This is a genomic window from Cellulomonas sp. P4_H12, assembly GCF_056400905.1.
This window is the reverse complement of sequence record NZ_JBFUKJ010000006.1, coordinates 38,728-59,783: the sequence shown is the minus strand read 5'-3', so window position 1 is coordinate 59,783 and position 21,056 is coordinate 38,728. Positions and strand designations below refer to the sequence as shown.

General features: G+C 72.6%; 11 protein-coding genes. 9 read left to right on the top strand and 2 right to left on the bottom strand.

The genetic code is table 11. The features are described from left to right. Window positions 1-143: 143 nt before the first annotated feature. Window positions 144-3,512 carry a DUF5107 domain-containing protein gene (locus AC1DQC_RS05055; protein ID WP_477050126.1) on the bottom strand — a complete coding sequence of 1,123 codons (3,369 nt, stop codon included), beginning with the start codon at window positions 3,510-3,512 and terminating at the stop codon, window positions 144-146. A 128-nt stretch (window positions 3,513-3,640) separates the two neighbouring features. Here AC1DQC_RS05055 and AC1DQC_RS05050 point away from each other — a divergent pair, with 128 nt between their 5' ends. Genes AC1DQC_RS05050 through AC1DQC_RS05040 form a run of 3 tightly spaced genes read left to right on the top strand, consistent with a single transcriptional unit; the run spans window position 3,641 to window position 8,906 of the window. Beyond that, window positions 3,641-4,477 (top strand): helix-turn-helix domain-containing protein, encoded by an 837-nt coding sequence (locus tag AC1DQC_RS05050; protein WP_477050125.1) that lies wholly within the window; start codon window positions 3,641-3,643, stop codon window positions 4,475-4,477. Window positions 4,478-4,525: 48 nt separating this feature from the next. Continuing rightward, window positions 4,526-6,913 carry a beta-galactosidase gene (locus AC1DQC_RS05045; RefSeq protein WP_477050124.1) on the top strand — a complete coding sequence of 796 codons (2,388 nt, stop codon included), beginning with the start codon at window positions 4,526-4,528 and terminating at the stop codon, window positions 6,911-6,913. Window positions 6,914-6,947: 34 nt separating this feature from the next. Beyond that, on the top strand, window positions 6,948-8,906 hold the full coding sequence (locus AC1DQC_RS05040; protein WP_477050123.1) for a potassium transporter Kup: 1,959 nt from the start codon (window positions 6,948-6,950) through the stop codon (window positions 8,904-8,906). 15 nt (window positions 8,907-8,921) lie between these two features. On the opposite strand, the gene AC1DQC_RS05035 is transcribed toward AC1DQC_RS05040, so the two are convergent. Then, the gene (locus tag AC1DQC_RS05035) at window positions 8,922-9,671 is read right to left on the bottom strand and encodes a DUF4118 domain-containing protein (protein ID WP_477050122.1); all 750 of its coding nucleotides are present in this window, start codon (window positions 9,669-9,671) and stop codon (window positions 8,922-8,924) included. A 453-nt stretch (window positions 9,672-10,124) separates the two neighbouring features. Here AC1DQC_RS05035 and kdpA point away from each other — a divergent pair, with 453 nt between their 5' ends. The 6 genes from kdpA (at window position 10,125) to AC1DQC_RS05005 (ending at window position 21,026) form a co-directional block, all read left to right on the top strand. After that, window positions 10,125-11,789 carry a potassium-transporting ATPase subunit KdpA gene (kdpA, locus tag AC1DQC_RS05030; RefSeq protein ID WP_477050121.1) on the top strand — a complete coding sequence of 555 codons (1,665 nt, stop codon included), beginning with the start codon at window positions 10,125-10,127 and terminating at the stop codon, window positions 11,787-11,789. Then, entirely contained in the window at window positions 11,786-13,882 is a 2,097-nt protein-coding gene (gene kdpB / locus AC1DQC_RS05025; protein ID WP_477050120.1) for a potassium-transporting ATPase subunit KdpB, read from the top strand. Before kdpA ends, kdpB begins: the two co-directional genes overlap by 4 nt. Continuing rightward, a complete protein-coding gene (gene kdpC / locus AC1DQC_RS05020; protein WP_477050119.1) occupies window positions 13,882-14,526 on the top strand; it encodes a potassium-transporting ATPase subunit KdpC in 645 nt (214 codons plus the stop codon). The genes kdpB and kdpC overlap by 1 nt, the downstream gene beginning before the upstream one ends. Continuing rightward, window positions 14,523-17,213, top strand: a complete 2,691-nt coding sequence (locus AC1DQC_RS05015) for a DUF4118 domain-containing protein (protein ID WP_477050118.1) — start codon at window positions 14,523-14,525, stop codon at window positions 17,211-17,213. Before kdpC ends, AC1DQC_RS05015 begins: the two co-directional genes overlap by 4 nt. Further along, window positions 17,210-17,896: a response regulator gene (locus AC1DQC_RS05010; protein ID WP_477050117.1), complete on the top strand. Its 687-nt coding sequence runs from the start codon at window positions 17,210-17,212 to the stop codon at window positions 17,894-17,896. The genes AC1DQC_RS05015 and AC1DQC_RS05010 overlap by 4 nt, the downstream gene beginning before the upstream one ends. Window positions 17,897-18,482: 586 nt before the next feature. Beyond that, window positions 18,483-21,026 carry a rhamnogalacturonan lyase gene (locus tag AC1DQC_RS05005; protein ID WP_477050180.1) on the top strand — a complete coding sequence of 848 codons (2,544 nt, stop codon included), beginning with the start codon at window positions 18,483-18,485 and terminating at the stop codon, window positions 21,024-21,026. Window positions 21,027-21,056: the final 30 nt, after the last annotated feature.

Genomic DNA, 21,056 nt, shown 5'->3' with positions numbered 1-21,056 from the left:
CGGACTGCGCGCGCCTGGCTGTGACCGTGCACAGGCTAGGCGTCGCCGTCGACCAGGCGAAAGCCCAGGGACCGGTCCGTTACCGGACTGTGACAGACACGGACATACCCGGTGGCGAGCGACGGACTGGGCTGCGCGACCCGTCAGCGAGGACCGGAGAGCTCCCGCCGCAGGTCGAGGGCCCGCAGCCGGCTGGGCTCGCGGGCGAGGACGTCGTCGAGGCCCGCGGCCGCGGCGCCGACGTCGCCCCGCAGGACCGCGACCTGTGCCTCGAGCAGGGTCGCGGTCGTCGTCTGCGCCGCCTGCAGGTCGTCCTGGAAGAGCAGCATGGTCGGCAGCGAGGTCGCGAAGTAGTCCACCGTGGCGGGCGTCGTGCGGAGCGTCACCGCGTGCGCGGCCAGGCCGTCGACCAGGGCGTGGGCGCGGACGTCGTCGCCGAGGCGGCGTGAGGCCAGCGCGGCGTAGTAGGTCAACTCGGAGAACGCGACCGGGGCCATGCTCTGGAAGTCGCCCGTGGAGCGTGCGGCGTGCGACCAGGCCACGCGGGCGGCGTCCTGGTCGCCCGTCGCCGCCAGGGCGTCGCCGAGCATCAGGTTCAGCTGGGCGGTGTTGGCCAGGGGGTGCCGGGCCTCACCGAGGCTCGCGACCGGCTCGAGCGCCGCGCCGACGTGCTCCAGCGCCCGCTGCCCGTCGTCGTCGGCGAGTGCTCGGCGGGCGAGGGCGACGTGCGCCTCGTCCCATGCCGAGAGCACCTGTCCCTCGCCGCCCTCCCACGGCTGGAACCGGCGGGCGAGGAGGAGCTCGAGCGCGAGCTGCGGCGCGCCGGTGGCGGTGTGCAGCTGGGCGAGCTCGACGGTGAGGTCGTCGCGGGCGTCGACCGCCGACCGCTCGCCCGTGAGCACCACGAGGCGCTCCTCGGGCGTCGTGCCGGACCGCTTGGCCAGCTGGTCGCGCTCGTAGACCAGGCGCGGGTCGCCCGGCGCGACCGCGAGCGCGCTCGCGTAGTGCTGCCGCGCGGCGTCCCGGTCGCCCAGGACGTTGAACGCCGCGACCGCGCGGTTGCGCCACACGACGGGGTCGCTCGGGTCCAGCTCCGTCGACGTGCGCCATGCGGCGATGGCGTCCCCGTGCCGACGCTGGAAGTACAGCCAGTGACCGAGGATCGCCCAGGCCCGGGCGTCGTCGGGATGCCGCTCGACGTTCGCCTGAAGCATGTCCACGTCGTCGAGGCGCGAGGCGAGGCAGTGCACGGCGGGGACCGTCCGCGCCCGCGCACGGTGCCGGTCGGCCTCGGCGTGCTCGCCGGCCGCCTCCAGGATCCGTGCCGCGTGCAGGTGCACGAGGGGACGGACCTCCACCTGACCGAGGGCGGGCTCGACCGCGGCCGCGCCCTCGAGGAGCCGGACGGCGTCGCGCCACGCGCCGACGGAGTCGTGCTCCAGGGCGACGTCCAGGAGCGTCGGACCGTCGGCAGCGACGTCCACGCCGGMGAGGTCGCGCGTCCAGACGTCGAGCGGGTCACGCGCGAGCGAGCGCGCCAGGACCGAGTCGGCCTCGCCGTCACGGCCGGCGCGCCGCAGGAGGGCGGCCAGCACGGCGTGCGCCTGCAGCTGGTCCGGGTCGCCGTCGGCCGCGGCACGGGCATGCGCCAGTGCTGCGACGTCGCGTCCGCGCGCGGCGTCGAGCCGCGCCATCGCGAGGAGCGCCGGACCCCGCCACGCCTGGTTCCACCGTGCCTTGCCCCACGCCTCGTAGGCCTCGTCCGGGCGACCGGTGCGCGCGAGCACCTGGCCGAGGCGAAAGGCGGCCTCCCCGTCGCCGGGGTTCGTGTTCAGCCGGGTCTGGCGGGCGAGCGCGGCACGCAGGTGCCGCTCGGCCTCGGCGTACCGGCCGGCCCGGTAGCGCCGCGCGGCGAGCGCGAGGTTCGAGCGGTAGTCGCCCTCGTCGCGTCGCACGGCCTCCAGCCAGTACGGCTCGGGCGACCGTGTCGCGTGCCGGTACTGCTCGAGGTGCACGCCGATCAGGTAGAGCTCGTCCACGGACGGGACGTCGGCGGGTGCAGCCGGCTCCTGCGCGGGCTCGGGCAGCTCCGGGCCGGACGGCGCCGCACGGGGTCGCCAGGCGATCACCTGGGCGCCGTCGTGCTCGACGACGAGCGTCAGGTCCTCGGGAGCCCAGGCGGCGTCGAGAAGCAGGTCATGCACGATCGGACGATCCGGGCCCCCGTCGACCTCGGCCTGCCACAGCGTCGCGGCCTCGGGTCCGGTCACGCGTACGGCGACCCCGACCCGGACCCGGGTCAGCGCGACCGCGACCCGCACCGCGGTGGAACCGGCGCCCGGCGTCACGTCCAGCCGGACGGCCGCCTCGAGGTTGGCCTGGTGGACGGGGCCGGTCTCCTGGATCGGGTACCAGTACTGGCTGAACGTCTTCGTCTCGCCCGGTGCCAGGAACGTGAAGTCGGGCTGGTTGTCCGTGAAGACGCCGGCCATCAGCTCGACGTAGGGCCCGTCGGTGTCGGTGAGGTTCGCGTCCCACGCCCTGCCGAACTCGCCGTTGCCCCAGGTCCACTGCTTCTTGCCGGGTGCCACCTGGTGGTCGGCCCAGTGCACGAAGCCCGCCCGCCGGCCGTGGTCGTAGCCACCGAAGAAGTCGTCCTGCGTGCCGAGCGCCATGTAGGACGTCGGCACCGGGATGTTGCGGTACCAGTCGATGCGGTCGCCGTCGGGGTGCTCCGCGTCCTTCCCGGCCGGGTAGTCGATCCCGTAGTACGGCCGGTCGGCCGCGGGGAACGCCGTCACGGCGCGCTTGGCGTGGTCGGCGACGGCGCGGACGTCGGTCGGGAAGAACGACTGGTAGTCGTCGTTGACGGCGGCCGCGACGTTGGCCCACCAGAGGAACGTCTGGATCTCGTCGGTACGGTTGAACAGCCTGGCTCGCAGCTCGATCACCGAGGAGTCCGGACGCAGGCGGATGCCGTGCATGCCCTTCATCCGGGCGAGCGGGTCGTGGTCCGAGCACCACACCGTGACGGCGCCGTCGCCCTCGTGCTCGATCGAGGCCTCGACCGGGAGGAACGTCGCAGGGCGGTGGTGCTGCGGCCAGTTGAGCTCGACCCCGCCCGAGAGCCAGGGCCCCGCGAGCCCCACGAGCGCGGGCTTGATGACGTTGTTGCGGTAGAAGAAGTCGTACCCGTTGGTGGTGTCCATCCCGACGTGGATCCGACCGCCGAGCTCCGGCAGGATCATCATTCGGACCCACGGGTTCTCGAGGTGGATCGCGTCCCAGGCGTGGGGCGCCTTGGTGGCGCTGATGCGCTCGTGGAACGGCAGCGGGTACACCTGGCCCGACGAGCCCTGGTAGACGCGGTTCTCGAGGAACGCCGGGTAGCGGTCCGCCGCGTCCGGCAGGTACGTGTCGATGGTGACCGGCTCGCGCCACGCGGCGACGGGCTGGCCCGCGAGGTGTGCGGGCACGGCGGGGAGGACCAGGCGGGACTCGTCGTCGAGCATGTCCAGGACGCTACGGCCCGCCACGGTGCTGCAGAATGGGCATTCTCCCCGAGCATATGGACGAATCGATGACCGAGACGCGTGAGACGGCGCCACCCCGCCGACGGGAGGGCTTCCCCGGTCAACGCATGCGCGTGCTCCCCCGCCCGCTCGTCGCGCAGGCGTCGCGGACGCCCCCTCTGTCGCAGCTGCTCGTCACCGACGTCGGATACTTCCCGCACGCGTCGACCCACGGGCGCGTCCGCCCGAACGGTGCCGCGCAGCACATCGTGATCGTGTGCGCGGCCGGGCGGGGATCCTGCGTGCTCCCGTCCGGCGTGCACCCGGTGAGCGCGGGCCAGGCGCTCGCCATCCCTGCCGGACTGGCCCACCGGTACGAGGCCGACGTGGACGAGCCCTGGACCATCTGGTGGATGCACCTCGTCGGCCAGCAGGTGCCCGACCTGCTGGCGGCGATCGGCGCGACGCCCGACCAACCGGTGGTGAGCCTCGGCGACCCGGCTCGCGTCGTCTCCCTCGTCGACACGATCCTCCGGCGGATGGAACGCGACGAGACGACGGCGAGCCTGCTGGCGTCCGCGGGTGCCGCATGGCACGCGTTGGCGCTGCTGGCGGCCGACCGTCGAACCACCAGCCCGCAGCAGTCCGACCCGATCGAGGCGACGATCGAGCACCTGCGCGCGAACGTCTCGACCCGCATCTCGCTCGCCGACCTCGCCGGCATGGCCGGGTTGAGCGTCTCGCACTACTCCGCGCTGTTCCGGCGGGCCACGGGCTACGGCGCGCTGGAGTACCAGACCCGTCTGCGCATGGGTGCGGCGCGCGAGCTCCTCGACACCACCGACAGGTCCGTCGCGTCGGTGGCCGGGCAGGTCGGGTTCAGCGACGCCCTCTACTTCTCGCGACAGTTCCGCCGGATCCACGGCATGAGCCCGACCGAGTACCGCTCGCACGCCAAAGGCTGAGCGCAGGCATACTCAGCGACGCATCCCCGCCGTGCTCCAAGGAGAGACATGACCAGCGCCGTTCGCCCGGGCACCCTCGTGGCGCCGCACCGCCTCACGGTCGCCGCACCGACCGCACCACGTCGCGGCCACCTCGGTGTCGGCGAGCCGCCCGCGGGCGATGACCCGATCGAGGTGACCAGCAGGTGGCTCGAGCGGGGCGGCATCCCGTGGTTCCCCGTCACCGGCGAGATCCACTACTCGAGGGTCCCGCGCGATCGCTGGCGTGACGTGCTGGGCCACGCCCGGGCAGGCGGCCTGACGTCGGTGGCGACGTACGTCTTCTGGCAGGCCCACGAGCCGGCGCAGGGCGAGTTCCGGTGGGACGGCCAGCTCGACCTGCGTGCCTTCGTCGAGGAGGCCGCGGCACACGGCCTCGACGTCGTCGTGCGGCTCGGCCCGTGGGCCCACGGCGAGGCTCGCTACGGCGGGTTCCCGGACTGGCTGGTGGAACGGGACCTGCCCACCCGCACGAACGACACCGCGTACCTGGAGCTGGTGCACGCCTTCTATGCCGAGACGGTGGCGCAGCTGGTCGGCCTCGCGCACGCCGACGGAGGGCCCATCGTGGCCGCCCAGATCGACAACGAGCTGTACGACCAGCCGCAGCATCTCGCACGACTGCGCGAGCTGGCCGAGGAGCTCGGGCTCCGCGTCCCGATCTGGACGGCGACCGGCTGGGGTGGTGCGCAGGTCCCCGACACGCTGCTGCCCGTGTACAGCGCCTACGCCGACGGCTTCTGGGAGGACGAGCAGACCGAGTGGCCCGAGTTCTCCGCGTTCCACTTCCGCTACAGCCCCGTGCGGGACGACCTGTCTGTCGGGGCGGACCTGCGCGAGGCCCTCGACGGCATCACCCTCGACCCCGACGCGGTGCCGCTGAAGGACGACGACGCCGTGCCCTTCGCGACGTGCGAGCTCGGCGGCGGGATGCACGTCGCCTACCACCGCCGGCCGATGGTCGCCCCCGCCGACGTCGCCGCCCTCGCGCTCGCCAAGATCGGCAGCGGGTCGATCTGGCAGGGCTACTACATGTACGCCGGCGGCACGCAGCGCACCGGTGCACACGGCTCTGAGCAGGAGTCCCACGCGACCGGCTATCCCAACGACGTGCCCCGGGCGACCTACGACTTCGCCGCCCCGATCGGCGAGCACGGTCAGATCCGCCCCCACCACCACTACCTGCGGGCCCAGCACCTGTGGCTCCAGCACGACGGGCACCGCATCGCCACGATGGCCACGACCGTCGGCGGCGGCGGCGCCGACCCGGAGATCCTTCGGTGGGCCGTGCGCTCCGACGGTCGCAGCGGCTACCTGTTCGCCTCGACGTACCAGCCCGCGAAGGCGGCGCTGCGGGAACAGAGCGGCGTGCAGTTCACGGTGACCCTCGACGACGAGGACGTCACGGTGCCCACGCAGCCGGTCACCATCCCGGCCGGTGTCTCGCTGGCGTGGCCGCTTCGGTACCCGCTCGCCCGGGGCGTCGTGCTGCGGAGTGCGACCGCGCGGGTGCTCACCCGCGTCACCGTCGACGACCGCGACGTCGTGGTGCTGGGCGCCTACGACGGCATCCCCGTCGAGCTCGTCCTCGACGGGCACCATCTCGTGGGTGGCGCGGGCGTCGCCGACCACCGCGACGGAGCGACGATCGTCTCGCTCGCGGCGCCGGCCGGCCCGACGTGCGTCGTCGAGCTGTCGGGCGTGCGGATCATCGTCCTGGACCAGGACAGCATCGACCGGCTCTACCGGCTCGACGTGGACGGCCGCGAGCGGCTGGTGCTGTCCTCCGCGCCGCTCTACGCGGTGGACGGCGAGCTCGTCGTCCAGACGGAGAGCCCGGACGTCACCGTCTCCCTCCTCCCCGCTCCCGAGACGCTCCGGGCCGATGACGGCGCCGACCTGAGCGAGCCCTCCGACGACGGCCCCTGGCGGACGTGGCGCGCGCACGCGCACCAGGTCGGCCGCCGCACGCTCGCCTCCGAACTCCGCCCGGAAGCGGCATCGGTCCCGCGCCCGGAGCGAGGCGGTCCCCTGAACCGGCTCAGCGCGCCCACCGACTTCTCCCGTGCGGCCGTCGTGCAGGTCGAGGTCCCCTCCGACCTGTTCGAGGGCACTGATCGCACGCTGCTCCGCATGCGCTGGAGCGGCGACGTCGGTCGCGCCTACGTGGGCGACCGGCTGATCAGCGACCACTTCTGGCACGGTCGCGACTGGGACGTCGACCTCACGCCGTGGGCGGCCGCGATCGCTCGACACGGTGTGCGGTTCGAGCTCCTGCCGTGGCGGCGCAGCACCGGTGTCTGGGTCGACCCGACGGTGCGGGACGTCCCGGACGGGCTGCACGTCGCCGCGGTGGAGGTCGTGCGCGTCGGCAAGGTCCGTCTCACCGCGCGGTAGGGGTTCTGCTGTCCGCGCGTGCCACCATTCCGGGGTGACCAGAACAGCGAGACCACGCGTCGGCGTGCGGCGGGAGGCCGCGGACCACGCGGACGTCCGCGAGACCGGCCACGCCAGGCGCGGCACCCGGTCGTTGTTGGCGCTGGGCGCACTGGGAGTGGTGTTCGGGGACATCGGCACGAGCCCGCTCTACTCGCTGCAGACGGTCTTCAGCATCGAGCACAACAGCGTCCTGCCGACGGCCGTCGACGTGTACGGCGTGATCTCGATGGTGTTCTGGTCGATCGCGGTCGTCGTGTCGGTGAACTACGTCGCGCTGGTCATGCGGGCCGACAACGACGGCGAGGGCGGCATCCTCGCGCTGGTCGCGCTGCTGCGCCAGAAGCTGGCGGACAGGCRGCGGCTCGCGATCGCCACGATGCTGGGGATCTTCGGTGCGGCCCTGTTCTACGGCGACAGCGTGATCACCCCGGCCATCTCGGTCATGTCGTCGATCGAGGGTGTCGTCGTGGCCGACCCGTCGTTCGAGCGACTGGTGCTGCCGGCGGCGGTGGCGGTCCTCACCGTGCTGTTCGTCGTCCAGCGACGCGGCACCGAGGTGGTCGGCCGGGCGTTCGGCCCGGTGATGGCGCTGTGGTTCGCGGTCCTGGCCGTCCTGGGGCTGCCGCATATCGCCGCCAACCCGGCGATCCTGCGCGCACTGTCGCCCACCTACGCGATCGCGTTCGTCGTCGAGCACCCGTTGACCGCGTTCATCGCCATGGGTGCGGTCGTGCTGACGATCACCGGCGCGGAGGCGCTCTACGCCGACATGGGCCACTTCGGGCCGGCGCCGATCCGGCTGGGCTGGTACGCGGTCGTGTTCCCGGCCCTGACCCTGAACTACCTCGGCCAGGGAGCGATGATCCTGGACGACCCCGGCACCATCGACAACCCGTTCTTCCACCTCGCACCCACCTGGGCGACGCTCCCGCTGGTCGCGCTGGCGACCGTGGCGACGGTGATCGCGTCGCAGGCCGTGATCTCGGGGGCGTACTCCGTGTCCCGGCAGGCCGTCCGCCTCGGCCTCCTGCCGAGGCTCTCGGTACGCCAGACGTCACGCCACGCGGGCGGGCAGATCTACCTCCCGGCAGTCAACTGGATCCTCTTCGCCGGTGTGCTCGTGCTCATCGGGGTGTTCCGCAGCTCGAGCCGGCTCGCCACCGCCTACGGCCTGGCGGTCACCGGGACGCTGCTGCTCACCAGCGCGCTGTTCCTCCTGCTGGCCAAGCGGGTGTGGCACTGGGCGACGTGGAAGGTGGTCGCGTACGGCGTCGTCGTCTTCGGCCTGGAGATCGTCTTCTTCGGGGCCAACCTGACCAAGATCGTCAGCGGAGGGTGGCTCCCGCTGCTCATCGCGGCCGTCGTCGTGACGGTCATGACCACGTGGCGCGCGGGGGCCGACCGCTTCTACGCCCGGCGCAGCGAGCTGGAAGGTCCGCTCGACGACTTCGTCGCGATGATCAAGGACCGCGGCGTCCCGCGGGTTCCCGGACTGGCGGTCTTCCCCCACGGGAACAAGCTGACCACGCCGCTGGCCCTGCGCTCGCACGTCGCGTTCAACCGCGTGCTGCACGAGCACGTCGTCATCGTGCAGATCATCAACGAGAACGTCCCGCACATCCGGCACGTCGACCGCGTCATCGTCGACGACCTCGGCCGCGCCGACGACGGCATCGTGCACGTCTGCGTGCGCGTCGGGTTCAACGACAGCCAGGACATCCCCAGGGGCCTGGCACTGGCGATCGGCCAGAGCCCCGAGCTCACGCTCGACGTCGACGAGGCTCACTACTTCCTGTCGGTGGTCACCGCGCAGCTCGGTGGCCCTCCGCACCGGAAGGGCTGGCGTGCGCGGCTCTTCGTGTGGCTGGCGCGCAACGCCGCGAGCCGCACCGAGGTCTTCCACCTACCGCCCGAGCGGACCGTGATCATGGGCGCGACCCTCGACCTGTGACCGTCGAGCACCCGGTCAGGCGGGGCGGCTCGCGAGTGCGGCTGCCACCTGGTCGGCGAGCAGGACGACGACGCGACGCTGCTCGAGGGTGGGCCGGACCGTCCGGGTCGAGGCGGTCAGCACGAACCGGCCGTGCCTCGCGCCGCGGTTGCTGACGTCCAGGGTGATGAGGTCGTCCGTCGGCAGCCCGTCCCGGTCCACGTCGAGCGTCTGGCCGCGGCGGGCGACCGTGCCGTCGTGCTCGAGCGTGGTCGCGGAGCGGACCTCGTCGCCCTGTGGTGAGAACCGGCATGCGTCGATGTCGAGCACCTCGACGATCTGGCGGCTGACCCGGTCGATGAGCGTCTCCGGCGACCCTTGCCGCAGGGCCACGATGTCGGCGGTGCCGAGGACCCCGTCGAGGTACCCCGCCCGGCGGCTCGCGCGCGCCTGCTGCCGGCGCCCCCACAGGGCGATCTCGCTGACGGCCACCCCGACGACGAGGAGCAGCACGGTCGTCTGGATGTCGTCGCTGTCAGTGACCTTGAAGCTGCCGTAGGGCTCGGTCATGAAGAAGTCGAACCAGGCACCCGAGGACAGGGCAGCCACGATGCCCGCGGCCCGCTGCCCGGTCGCGGCGGCGGCCACGACCACGAGCACGAGCACGAGGGCGGCGGTCGTGCTGGTGACGCCGCCACGGATCGTTGCCAGGAGAGCGGCGACGACCAGGGGTGCGATCAGTGCGTAGCCGATGACCACGGACCGGTGCGACTGGATGTACGACATGCTCTCCCTCTCTTCTCCCTGTCGGGGCCGCCGTGACTCCGTCGTCGGTTCACGGAGGCCTTGTCAGGCGGCCGTGAGCCGACCTCTGTCGAGCATGCCCGCCGCACGCGGGTGCCGGCCGCCAAGGTTGCGCTAAGACCTGTCGGGGGACCGTCAAGATGCCGTCAAGAGGGCCGAAGAGCCCCCGTTCACGGGCGTAGACCTGCGGATGCGGCCCCGGTGCGGGCCGTCGGGTGGCCCCCGCGGGCGGTCCCCCGCCCGTCGTCGAAGGTGCAGTGAGACCCATGGCCGATGTGGCCTTCCTCGCGCTGACCGTGGCGTTCTTCGCCGCGGTCGCGCTCCTCGCCCGCCGGGCAGACCGCTCATGAGCGGGCTCGACATCGCCGGCCTCGTCGTGGCCGGCGCACTCCTGGTGTACCTGGTGGTCCAGCTGCTGCGCTCGGACAAGGTCCGATGAGCGCCACCTGGATCGCGATCGGCCAGATCGGGATCGTCGTCCTGGTCCTCGCTGCCGCGCACCGACCGCTGGGTGACTACCTCTTCCGGACGATGACGTCGACCACGCACCTCGCCGTCGAGCGCGCGGGGTACCGGGTCATGCGCGTGGACCCCGACGCCGAGCAGCGCTGGAGCACCTACCTGCTCTCGCTGCTGGGCTTCTCCCTGGCCTCGGTGCTGGTCCTGTTCGGGCTCGCCCGGCTGCAGGACAAGCTGCCGCTGGACATCGGCATGGCCCCGATGGACCCGGCCGGTGCGTGGAACGCGGCCGTCTCGTTCGTCACCAACACCAACTGGCAGTGGTTCTCCGGCGAGGCGGCAGCGGGGCACCTGCTGCAGATGGCCGGCTTCGCCGTGCAGAACTTCCTGTCCGCGGCCGTCGGCATCGCCGTCGTCGCCGCCCTGGCGCGGGGCTTCTCGCGGTCCGGCACGGACGGGCGGGTGGGCAACTTCTGGGCCGACCTCGTCCGCGCCACGGTCCGCGTCCTGCTGCCGCTGGCGTTCGTCGCAGCGCTCGCGCTGGTCGCTGCCGGCGTGATCCAGAACCTGAACGCGCACACCGAGATCACCACGCTGGCCGGCGGCACCCAGTCGGTGCTCGGCGGCCCCGTGGCCTCGCAGGAGGCCATCAAGGAGCTGGGCACCAACGGCGGCGGCTTCTTCAACGCCAACTCCGCCCACCCGTTCGAGAACCCCACGCCCTGGACCAACGCCCTCGAGGTGGTCCTGCTGCTCCTCATCCCGTTCAGCATGCCGCGCATGTTCGGCCGCATGGTCGGCGACCGCCGGCAGGGCTGGGCGATCCTCGCCGCCATGTCGACCCTCTGGGTCGCGGCCGTCGGCCTGCTCACCTGGGCCGAGATGGCCGGCCCGGGCCTGGTCCCGGCGGCCGCCGGGGGCGCGATGGAGGGCAAGGAGCTCCGCTTCGGCGAGGCCGCCTCGGCGCTGTTCGCCGCGTCGACCACGATGACGTCGACCGGCGCCGTGAACTCCCTGCACGACTCGCTCACCGCGCAGGGCGGCGGTGTCGCCCTGATCGGGATGCTGCTCGGAGAGGTGTCGCCGGGCGGCGTCGGCAGCGGCCTGTACGGGATGGTCGTGCTGATCATCGTCTCGGTGTTCCTGGCCGGTCTCATGGTCGGGCGCACGCCGGAGTACCTGGGCAAGAAGATCGGCCGGCAGGAGATCACGCTCGTCGCCCTCTACGTGCTGGCCATGCCCGCCGTCGTCCTGATCGGGTCCGCGATCGCGATCTCCACCCAGGCGGGCCTGGCCGGTCAGCTGCAGGGTGGGCCGCACGGCTTGTCCGAGATCGTCTACGCCTTCGCGTCCGCCGGGAACAACAACGGCTCCGCGTTCGGCGGGCTGACCTCCGGCACGCCGTTCTACAACACGCTGCTCGGCCTCGCGATGCTCGTCGGCCGGTTCGTCCCGATCGCGCTGGTCCTGGCCCTGGCCGGGCGGCTGGCGCAGCAGAAGAAGACGCCCGAGGGGGCCGGCACCCTGCCCACGCACACACCGCTGTTCGTCGGCCTGCTGGTGACCGTGACCCTCGTCGTCGTCGGCCTCACCTTCGTCCCCGTCCTGTCCCTCGGTCCCGTCGTGGAGTCCCTGTCATGAGCACCACCCTTCTCGAGAAGCCGGCGACCAAGCCCCACACGGTGCCGGCCGCCGCGTCGACGCTGTCCCTCCGGCAGCTGGTCGCCGCACTGCCCGGCGCCCTGCGTGGGCTCGACCCGCGCCGGATGTGGGACTCCCCCGTCATGTTCGTCGTCGAGGTGGGCGCCGCGTTCACCACGGTCCTGGCGATCGTCGACCCCAGCGTGTTCGCGTGGTCGATCGCCGTGTGGCTGTGGCTGACCGTCGTGTTCGCGACGCTGGCCGAGTCCGTGGCCGAGGGCCGCGGCAAGGCCCAGGCCGCCAGCCTGCGCGCCACCCAGCGCGAGACGACCGCCCGCAGGGTGATCTCGGGCGACGAGACGGCCCAGGTCGCGTCGTCCACCCTCACGGTCGGTGACGTCGTCATCGTCGTCGCCGGCGAGACCATCCCCGGCGACGGGGACGTCATCGAGGGCGTCGCGAGCGTCGACGAGTCCGCGATCACGGGCGAGTCCGCGCCGGTCATCCGCGAGTCGGGCGGCGACCGCTCGGCGGTCACCGGCGGCACGGTCGTCCTCTCCGACCGCATCGTCGTGCGCATCACCGCCCCGGCCGGACACACGTTCGTCGACCGGATGATCGCGCTGGTCGAGGGGTCCGAGCGGCAGAAGACGCCGAACGAGGTGGCCCTCAACGTCCTGCTCACGACGCTGACCATCATCTTCCTGCTGGCCGTCGTCACCCTGCAGCCGTTCGCCGTCTACTCGGCCGCCCCGCAGACGCTCATCGTGCTCGTCGCGCTGCTCGTCTGCCTGATCCCGACGACCATCGGCGCGCTGCTCTCGGCCATCGGCATCGCGGGCATGGACCGGCTGGTCCGGCGCAACGTGCTCGCGATGTCCGGCCGCGCGGTCGAGGCCGCGGGCGACGTCGACGTGCTGCTGCTGGACAAGACCGGCACCATCACGCTCGGCAACCGGCAGGCCGCGGACCTGCTGCCCGCCGCGGGCATCGACCCCGCGCTGCTGGCGGACGCCGCGCAGCTGTCGTCGATGGCCGACGAGACCCCGGAGGGCCGTTCGGTCCTCGTGCTGGTCAAGGAGCGGTTCGGGCTGCGCGAGCGCCCCGAGGGCGACCTCGTCGGTGCGGAGCTGGTGCCGTTCGCCGCCCGGACCCGGATGAGCGGTGTCGACCTGCCGGCCGCGGCCGGTCGGCAGTCGCGTCTGGTGCGCAAGGGTGCGGCGGCCGCCGTGACCCACTGGGTGCGGACGACCGGCGGCCACGCGGGCGCGGACGTCGCCGCGACGGTCGACGCGATCTCCGCGTCGGGCGGCACGCCTCTCGTGGTCGCCGAGCAGCTGGGCGACCAGCCGGCCCGCGTCCTCGGGGTGATCCACCTCAAGGACGTCGTGAAGGAGGGCATGCGCGAGAGGTTCGACGCGCTGCGCGCCATGGGCATCCGGACCGTCATGGTCACCGGCGACAACCCGCTCACCGCGAAGGCCATCGGTGCGGAGGCCGGCGTGGACGACGTGCTGGCCGAGGCGACGCCCGAGGACAAGCTCGCGCTGATCCGCCGCGAGCAGGAGGGCGGACGGCTGGTCGCGATGTGCGGCGACGGCACCAACGACGCCCCCGCGCTCGCCCAGGCCGACGTCGGCGTCGCCATGAACACCGGCACGACCGCGGCGAAGGAGGCCGGCAACATGGTCGACCTCGACTCCAACCCGACCAAGCTGCTCGAGATCGTCGAGATCGGCAAGCAGCTGCTCATCACGCGCGGGGCCCTCACCACGTTCTCGGTGGCCAACGACGTCGCCAAGTACTTCGCGATCCTGCCCGCGATGTTCGTCGTCGCGTTCCCGCAGCTCGGGGTGCTCAACGTCATGCACCTGTCGTCGCCGCAGTCGGCCATCCTCTCGGCCGTCATCTTCAACGCCCTGATCATCGTGGCGCTGCTGCCGCTGGCCCTGCGCGGAGTCCGCTACACGCCGTCCTCGGCGTCGGCCCTGCTGCGTCGCAACCTCCTGATGTACGGGCTCGGCGGCGTCATCGCCCCGTTCGTCGGCATCAAGCTCATCGACCTCATCGTCACTGCCCTAGGGATGTCCTGATGACCACCGTCCCCCGCCCGCACTACTCCACCGGCGCTGACACCGTCGCGTTCGTCCGGCAGACCTGGGCCGGGCTCCGGGTGCTGCTCGTGCTCACCGTCGTGCTCGGCCTGGCCTACCCGCTGGCCGTGACCGGGGTCTCGCAGCTCCTCATGCGCTGGCAGGCCAACGGGTCGCTGGTCTCGCCGACCGGCGAGCGGGTGACCTCCCGCGACGACGCCATCGGCTCGCTGCTGATCGGTCAGCCGTTCGACGGGCCCGAGTGGTTCCACCCGCGCCCGTCGGCGGCCGGTGACGGGTACGACACCCTCGCCTCGGGCGGCTCCAACCTCGGCCCGCTCAACCAGGACCTGCTCGCCACCGTCGAGGGACGCCGGTCCGCCGTGGCCGGGGAGGAGGGCGTCGACCCGGCCGACGTCCCCGTCGATGCGATCACCGCGTCCGCGTCCGGCCTCGACCCCGACATCTCCCCCGCCTACGCCCGCCTGCAGGTCGCGCGGGTCGCCAGGGAGCGAGGCCTGTCGGCCGACCAGGTGCAGGCCATCGTCGACGACGCCACCGTCGGGCGTGACCTCGGCGTCCTCGGACAGCCGCGGGTCGACGTCCTGCGGCTCAACCTCGCCCTGCGGGACCTGGGCGCATGATCCGGCCCGACGAGGGCGGCACGGKGGTCGACCGCCCTCGTCGGGGTCGGTTGACCGTGTACCTGGGTGCGGCGCCGGGGGTCGGCAAGACGTACGCGATGCTCGACGAGGCGCACCGGCGCCTGTCGCGTGGCACCGACGTGGTGGTCGGGCTGGTCGAGGATCACGGTCGGGCGGCGACGGCGGCGCAGCTGGTCGGGCTCGAGGTGCTGCCCCGACGCGTCCTGGTCTATCGCGACAGCGAGTTCACCGAGCTGGACGTGGACGCGGTCCTTTCCCGGGCGCCGCAGGTGGTGATGATCGACGAGCTCGCGCACACCAACGTGCCGGGCAGCCGGCATGCCAAGCGGTGGCAGGACGTGCACGATGTCCTGGACGCCGGGATCGACGTGGTCACCACGGTGAACGTGCAGCACCTGGAGTCGCTGAACGACGATGTCGAGGCGATCACGGGGGTCAAGCAGCGCGAGACCGTGCCGGACCACGTGGTGCGCGACGCCGACCAGATCCAGCTGGTCGACCTGGCGCCGGAGGCCCTGCGCCGCCGCCTCGCGCACGGCAACGTGTACCGGGCCGAGCAGATCGACGCGTCGCTGTCGCAGTACTTCCGGGTCGGCAACCTCACCGCGCTGCGTGAGCTGGCGCTGCTCTGGTTGGCGGACCGGGTCGATGATGCGTTGGCGACCTACCGGCGTGACCACCGCATCGAGGCGCCGTGGCCGGCCCGGGAGCGGGTGGTGGTCGCGGTCACCGGCGGCCCCGAGGGCGACACCCTGCTGCGCCGTGGGGCCCGGATCGCCCAGCGSGCGGCCGGSTCGGAGCTSCTSGCCGTGCACGTGCTGGCCACCGACGGCCTGCCGWSCGCACCGCCCGCGCGGATCGCCGAGCAGCGTCGTCTCGTGGRGTCGCTCGGCGGCACGTTCCACACGGTGGTCGGCGAGGACGTGGCCTCGGCCGTGGTCGACTTCGCCCGGGGCGTCAACGCCACGATGATCGTCGTCGGCGTCTCCCGGCGCAGCCGCTGGCGCGARGCCSTSSSGGAGRGCAACGGCACGGAGATCGCCCGCCTGGCCGGCATGATCGACGTCCACCTGGTCACCCACGASAAGGCGCGCGGGGGCCGCCGACGACCACGGCGCTCGCCCCTSTCCCGGTCGCGACGGCTCGCCGGGTGGAYCACGGCGCTGCTCGGYCCGGTGCTGCTCACSGTGCTGCTCAGCGCCMTGCGGGACGTGGTGAGCCTGCCCACCGAGCTCATGCTCTTCCTCGCCCTCACGGTCCTGGTCGCGCTGGTCGGCGGGCTGTGGCCGGCGATCGTCAGCGCCGTCGTCGGGTTCCTGCTGCTCAACTGGTTCTTCACGGTCCCCACCGGGCACCTCACCGTCGCCGCACCCGAGAACGCGCTGGCACTGACGGTGTTCGTCCTCGTGGCCGCCGGCGTCGCCTCCGTGGTGGACCTGGCGGCGCGGCGCACCGCCGACGCGTTCCGGGCCCGGGCGGAGGCGTCGGCCCTGGCCGCGGTCTCCCGGTCCGTGCTGACGGGCCAGGACACGGCCGCCGCCCTCGTCGCGCGCCTGCGCGAGACGTTCACGCTCTCGGCCGTCGCGCTCCTGGAGTCCCGGGGCGCCGGCTGGGAGGTCCTCGCCGCGGATGGCGTCGACCCCGCCGCGCGACCCGAGGACGCGGACGCCGTCCTCACGGTCGACGACCACCGCGTGCTCGCCCTGACCGGCCGGGTCCTGCCGGCGAACGACCGCCGCGTGCTCKAGGCGTTCGCGTCACAGGTCGGCGTCGTGCTCGAGCACGACCGGCTGCGCGCCCAGGCCGACCAGGCCCGCGTGCTCGAGCAGACCGACGCCACGCGCACGGCCCTGCTGGCCGCGGTCTCGCACGACCTGCGCACCCCGCTGGCCACCATCCGCGCCTCGGTCGACGGGCTGTCCCTGCAGCTCGACCCGGCCGACCGGGCGGCGCTCGTGCGCACGCTCGGCGAGTCCACGGCGCGGCTCGAGCGGCTCATCGACAACCTGCTCGACCTCTCCCGACTCCAGACCGGCAGCGTCCAGCCGGTGCTGCGCGCCACCAGCCTCGACGAGATCGTGCCGCTGGCCGTCGAGGGGTTCGCGGTAATCCTCGACGTGCCCGAGGAGCTGCCGTACGTCCTCACCGACCCCGGCCTGCTCGAGCGGGTGGTCGCCAACCTGGTCTCGAACGCCGTGCGCTACGCGCCCTCCGGCAACCCGGTGCGGGTGAGTGCGGCAGTTGTCGGGCGTGGGATGGTGCTGCGCGTGGCCGATTCAGGACCCGGCGTGCCGGACGAGCTCAAGGGGCGGCTGTTCGCGCCCTTCCAGCGCCTCGGTGACGCCTCCGGCACCGGCCTCGGGCTCGGCCTCGCCGTCGCGGACGGTCTGGCGACGGCCGTCGGCGCCGAGCTCACCGCCGAGGACACCCCCGGCGGCGGCCTCACCATGCTGGTCACGGTCCCGCTCGCCGACGCCCCGGCCTCCGCGGGACCGGACGCGTCGGCTGCTCGCGCACCCGCCACCCGGCCGTCGTCGCGACCCGCTGTCTCGTCGTCCCCACCGCCTTCGTCCCCACCGCCGTCGTCGCGACCGGATGTCCCGTCGTCCTCACCGCCTACGTCTCCACCGCCGTCGTCGCGACCGAACGAGGGAGCGACGCAATGACCGGCAACCGCGTCCTCGTCGTCGACGACGAGCCCGGCCTCGCGCACGCCCTCGCGATCACGCTGCGCGCGTCGGGCTGGGACGTGGCGACGGCCGCGGACGGCGCCTCCGCGATCACCTCGGCGGCCTCGCGCGCGCCGGACGTCGTCCTGCTCGACCTGGGACTTCCGGACATGAGCGGCCTCGACGTCATCACCGCGATCCGGGGCTGGAGCCGCGTCCCGATCGTCGTCCTGTCCGCCCGGCAGCACGGCGAAGACAAGGTGGACGCCCTCGACGCGGGGGCCGACGACTACGTGACCAAGCCGTTCGCCATGAACGAGCTGCTCGCGCGGCTGCGCGCCGCCGTCCGGCGGTCGTCGGCGTCGGTGTCGGACGACGAGGCCGTCGTGACGGCCGGCGCGCTGACCGTCGACCTCGCGCGGGCCCGGGTGCTCCGCGACGGCGTCGAGGTGCGCCTGACGCCCACCGAGTGGTCGATGCTCGAGGTCCTCGTCCGCAACCGCGGGAAGCTGGTCGGGCGTCGACAGCTGCTGCAGGAGGTCTGGGGGCCCGGGTACTCGGACGAGACCCACTACCTGCGCGTCTACTCCGCCCAGCTCCGCCGCAAGCTCGAAGCCGACCCGGCCCACCCGCGCCACATCCTCACCCAGCCGGGCCTGGGCTACACGTTCGAGGTCTGACCGACCCACGGCGCGCGCAGCAGAGCGCGAGCCATCCACCGCCTCCGCCGATACCGGTCGCGCCGCCGTGAGGCGAAGACCTGCCGGGGGACCCGGCCGCCGCGCGCGAGGCCAGGTCGCCGCCAAGCCGACCCGCGAGCTGCCGGGCTGGCGAGGCGAGAACGGAAGTTCGCCGCGAGAACGGCAGTTCAAGGTGACGTTCTCGCGGCGAAGTGACGTTCTCGGGGCCCTGCGGGCGCTCCGAGAGGACTGTCGGGGGTCCGTCCAACTCCATCATGGATAGCGGTTTCCGTTGGCGGGAGCGCTCCCCTCGACGGAATCACGCGAATGTCGCAGGACGGGTTGACTCGGGTGAACCAGGCGATACGGTCGTGGGCGGTCGGGGTCAAAGGCGCCCCCGACTTTCCTCATGGCGGGCACACCGATCGCGCATGGGGACCGTCTAGGCGATTGAAAGGATTCAAGGATGAGTCTGACATCACGTAGAGGCTCGACACCGCCAGGATCGCCGGTCCCGCGCACCGGGTCCGCACGCGACGAGGCCTCGGCGGCGCAGGTGCGCGCCCGTCGGCTGGCCGCCCCGGCGATGCTCGTCGGCTCCGTGCTGCTCGTCGGCACCCTGACCGCGACACCCGCCGCCGCCGGCACGCCCCACCACGGCGGCACCACCCACGGTCCCGACGGGCTCACGCTCGAGCGCCTCGACCGAGGGCTGGTCGCAGCCGTCACGCCGGAGGGCGTCTTCCTCAGCTGGCGCCTGCTGGCGAGCGAGGTCACCGGCGCGACGAAGGCCGGGCTGACCGGCCCGGACTTCGCGGTCTACCGGGACGGCACGAAGGTGGGCACCGTCACGGACTCGACGAACTTCGTCGACCCCGCCGGCACGGCGACCTCCCGCTACCGGGTGGCGGCCGTCGTCCAGGGGGTCGAGGTCGACGGCACCGAGACGACGCCGTGGGCGCAGCCCAGCCTCGACATCCCGCTGCACAAGCCCGCCGGCGGCGTCACGCCGGTAGGCGAGGCGTACACGTACTCGGCCAACGACATGTCGGTCGGCGACGTCGACGGAGACGGCCAGTACGAGTACATCGTCAAGTGGGACCCGTCGAACTCGAAGGACGTCAGCCAGGTCGGGTACACCGGCAACGTCTACGTCGACGCGTACGAGCAGGACGGTACGCAGCTCTGGCGCATCGACATGGGCGTCAACATCCGGGCCGGCGCGCACTACACGCAGCTGCCCGTCTACGACTACGACGGTGACGGCAAGGCCGAGCTCATGATGAAGACGGCGCCCGGCACGAAGATCACGCGCTACGCGCCCGACGGCTCGGTCGCCAGCTCGACGTACGTGACCCTGCCGCAGCGCGACCGCGACGCCGGCGTCACCGACACCACCGACTACCGGCTGAGCAAGGCCGGCTACTTCGAGCACCTGGTCAGCATGCTCGAGGGCTGGAGCAGCCACCCGGAGGTCGTCGCGGGGCACTGGCCGTCGACGGTCGAGGAGGCGCTCGGCATCCCGAAGCAGTACACGTACCCCCTGAGCCACGAGGACGCGACGGCGCTGGCGAACTACTTCGTCGACGTCTATGCGCCCAGCCGCAGCACCCGCAACGTGCTGCGCAACTTCGAGGGCTTCATCGTCGACGGGCCCGAGTACCTCACGGTGTTCGAGGGGGCGACCGGCAAGGAGCTGCAGACCATCGACTACAAGCCGGGTCGGGGCGACGACGGCCTGATGTGGGGCGACTACGCGATGGCCCGCATCGAGCCGGCCAACCGCGTCGACCGCTTCCTCGCCGGGGTGGCGTACCTGGACGGGGCGACGCCGTCGGCGATCTTCGCCCGGGGCTACTACACGCGCACGACGATCGTCGCGTACGACTGGGACGGCAAGGCGCTCAAGGAGCGCTGGTACGTCGACAGCGGGCACGTGCCGATGACCAACCCGTTCAACGACAGCCCGCACGGCCGTGACGGCACCGACCCCGTCTACGGGAAGATCACCACGCAGGGCTTCCACTCGCTCTCGGCGGCGGACGTCGACGGGGACGGGAAGCAGGAGATCGTCTACGGCGCCGCGACGATCGACGACGACGGCTCCGTCCTGTACTCGTCGTTCGACACGCTGCCGCCGGGCAGCGCGGCACCGGGCGAGGTGGTCCGGCTCGGCCACGGCGACGCCATCCACGTCACCGACATCGACCCCGACCGGCCCGGCCTCGAGATCTACACCTCGCACGAGGGCGCGACGTTCGCCCCGTACGGCATGGACCTTCGCGACGCCAAGACCGGCCAGGTCATCTTCGGCAAGTACTCCGGCGCCGACACCGGCAGGTCGATGATCGGCGACGTGCTGCCGAACGTCCGCGGACTCGAGGTCTGGGCCAGCCTCCCCGGCGGCTCCGGCTCGCTCGGCCTGTACACGGCCACGGGTCAGTTCACCCCGGGCGCCATCCCCGGGACGAACATGAGCATCAAGTGGCTGCCGGACGGCACCACGCAGATCGTCAACGGCTCGGGCGACCAGGACGTCACCATCGACGACTGGACCCGCGGCCGCCAGCTCACGGCCACCGGCACGCGGGCCAACAACGGCACCAAGGGCACCCCGTCGCTGGTCGCCGACATCCTGGGCGACTCGCGCGAGGAGCTGCTGGTCCGCACGGCGGACTCGTCGGCGATCCGGGTGTTCACCAGCACGGCCCTGAGCCACCGGAAGATGTACACGCTCATGCAGGACCCGCAGTACCGGGTCGAGGTCGCCCGCCAGCAGACGACCTACAACCAGCCGTCGGACGTGGGCTTCTACCTGGCCTCGGACACGGACTTCACGCAGGTGCCGGTGCCGTCGTACTACGCGCCGGGCAGCATCGACGCCCTGCGTGACGCGACCAAGGCGCAGATCGCCTCGGGTGCGATCACGGGCGTGGCGGTCGTGCAGCTGCTCGCGGCGATCGAGGTGGCGGACAAGGCGGCCGACCGCGGCAACGAGAAGGTCGCGGCGAAGTCGCTGGCGGAGTTCGTCGGCCGGCTGACACCGAAGCAACCCCACTCGACGGTCACGCCGGCCGCGCGGGCAGCGCTCGGATACCAGGCGCAGCAGATCATCTCGATGCTCAGCTGAGCAGGTGCGGGAGTGCGGGGTCGCAGGTCA

Coding starts and splice junctions, on each gene's coding strand:
- AC1DQC_RS05050 (WP_477050125.1), top strand. CDS start 3,641: ATGCGCGTGCTCCCCCGCCCGCTCGTCGCGCAGGCGTCGCGGACGCCC.
- AC1DQC_RS05045 (WP_477050124.1), top strand. CDS start 4,526: ATGACCAGCGCCGTTCGCCCGGGCACCCTCGTGGCGCCGCACCGCCTC.
- AC1DQC_RS05035 (WP_477050122.1), bottom strand. CDS start 9,671: ATGTCGTACATCCAGTCGCACCGGTCCGTGGTCATCGGCTACGCACTG.
- kdpA (WP_477050121.1), top strand. CDS start 10,125: ATGAGCGCCACCTGGATCGCGATCGGCCAGATCGGGATCGTCGTCCTG.
- kdpB (WP_477050120.1), top strand. CDS start 11,786: ATGAGCACCACCCTTCTCGAGAAGCCGGCGACCAAGCCCCACACGGTG.
- kdpC (WP_477050119.1), top strand. CDS start 13,882: ATGACCACCGTCCCCCGCCCGCACTACTCCACCGGCGCTGACACCGTC.
- AC1DQC_RS05010 (WP_477050117.1), top strand. CDS start 17,210: ATGACCGGCAACCGCGTCCTCGTCGTCGACGACGAGCCCGGCCTCGCG.
- AC1DQC_RS05005 (WP_477050180.1), top strand. CDS start 18,483: ATGCTCGTCGGCTCCGTGCTGCTCGTCGGCACCCTGACCGCGACACCC.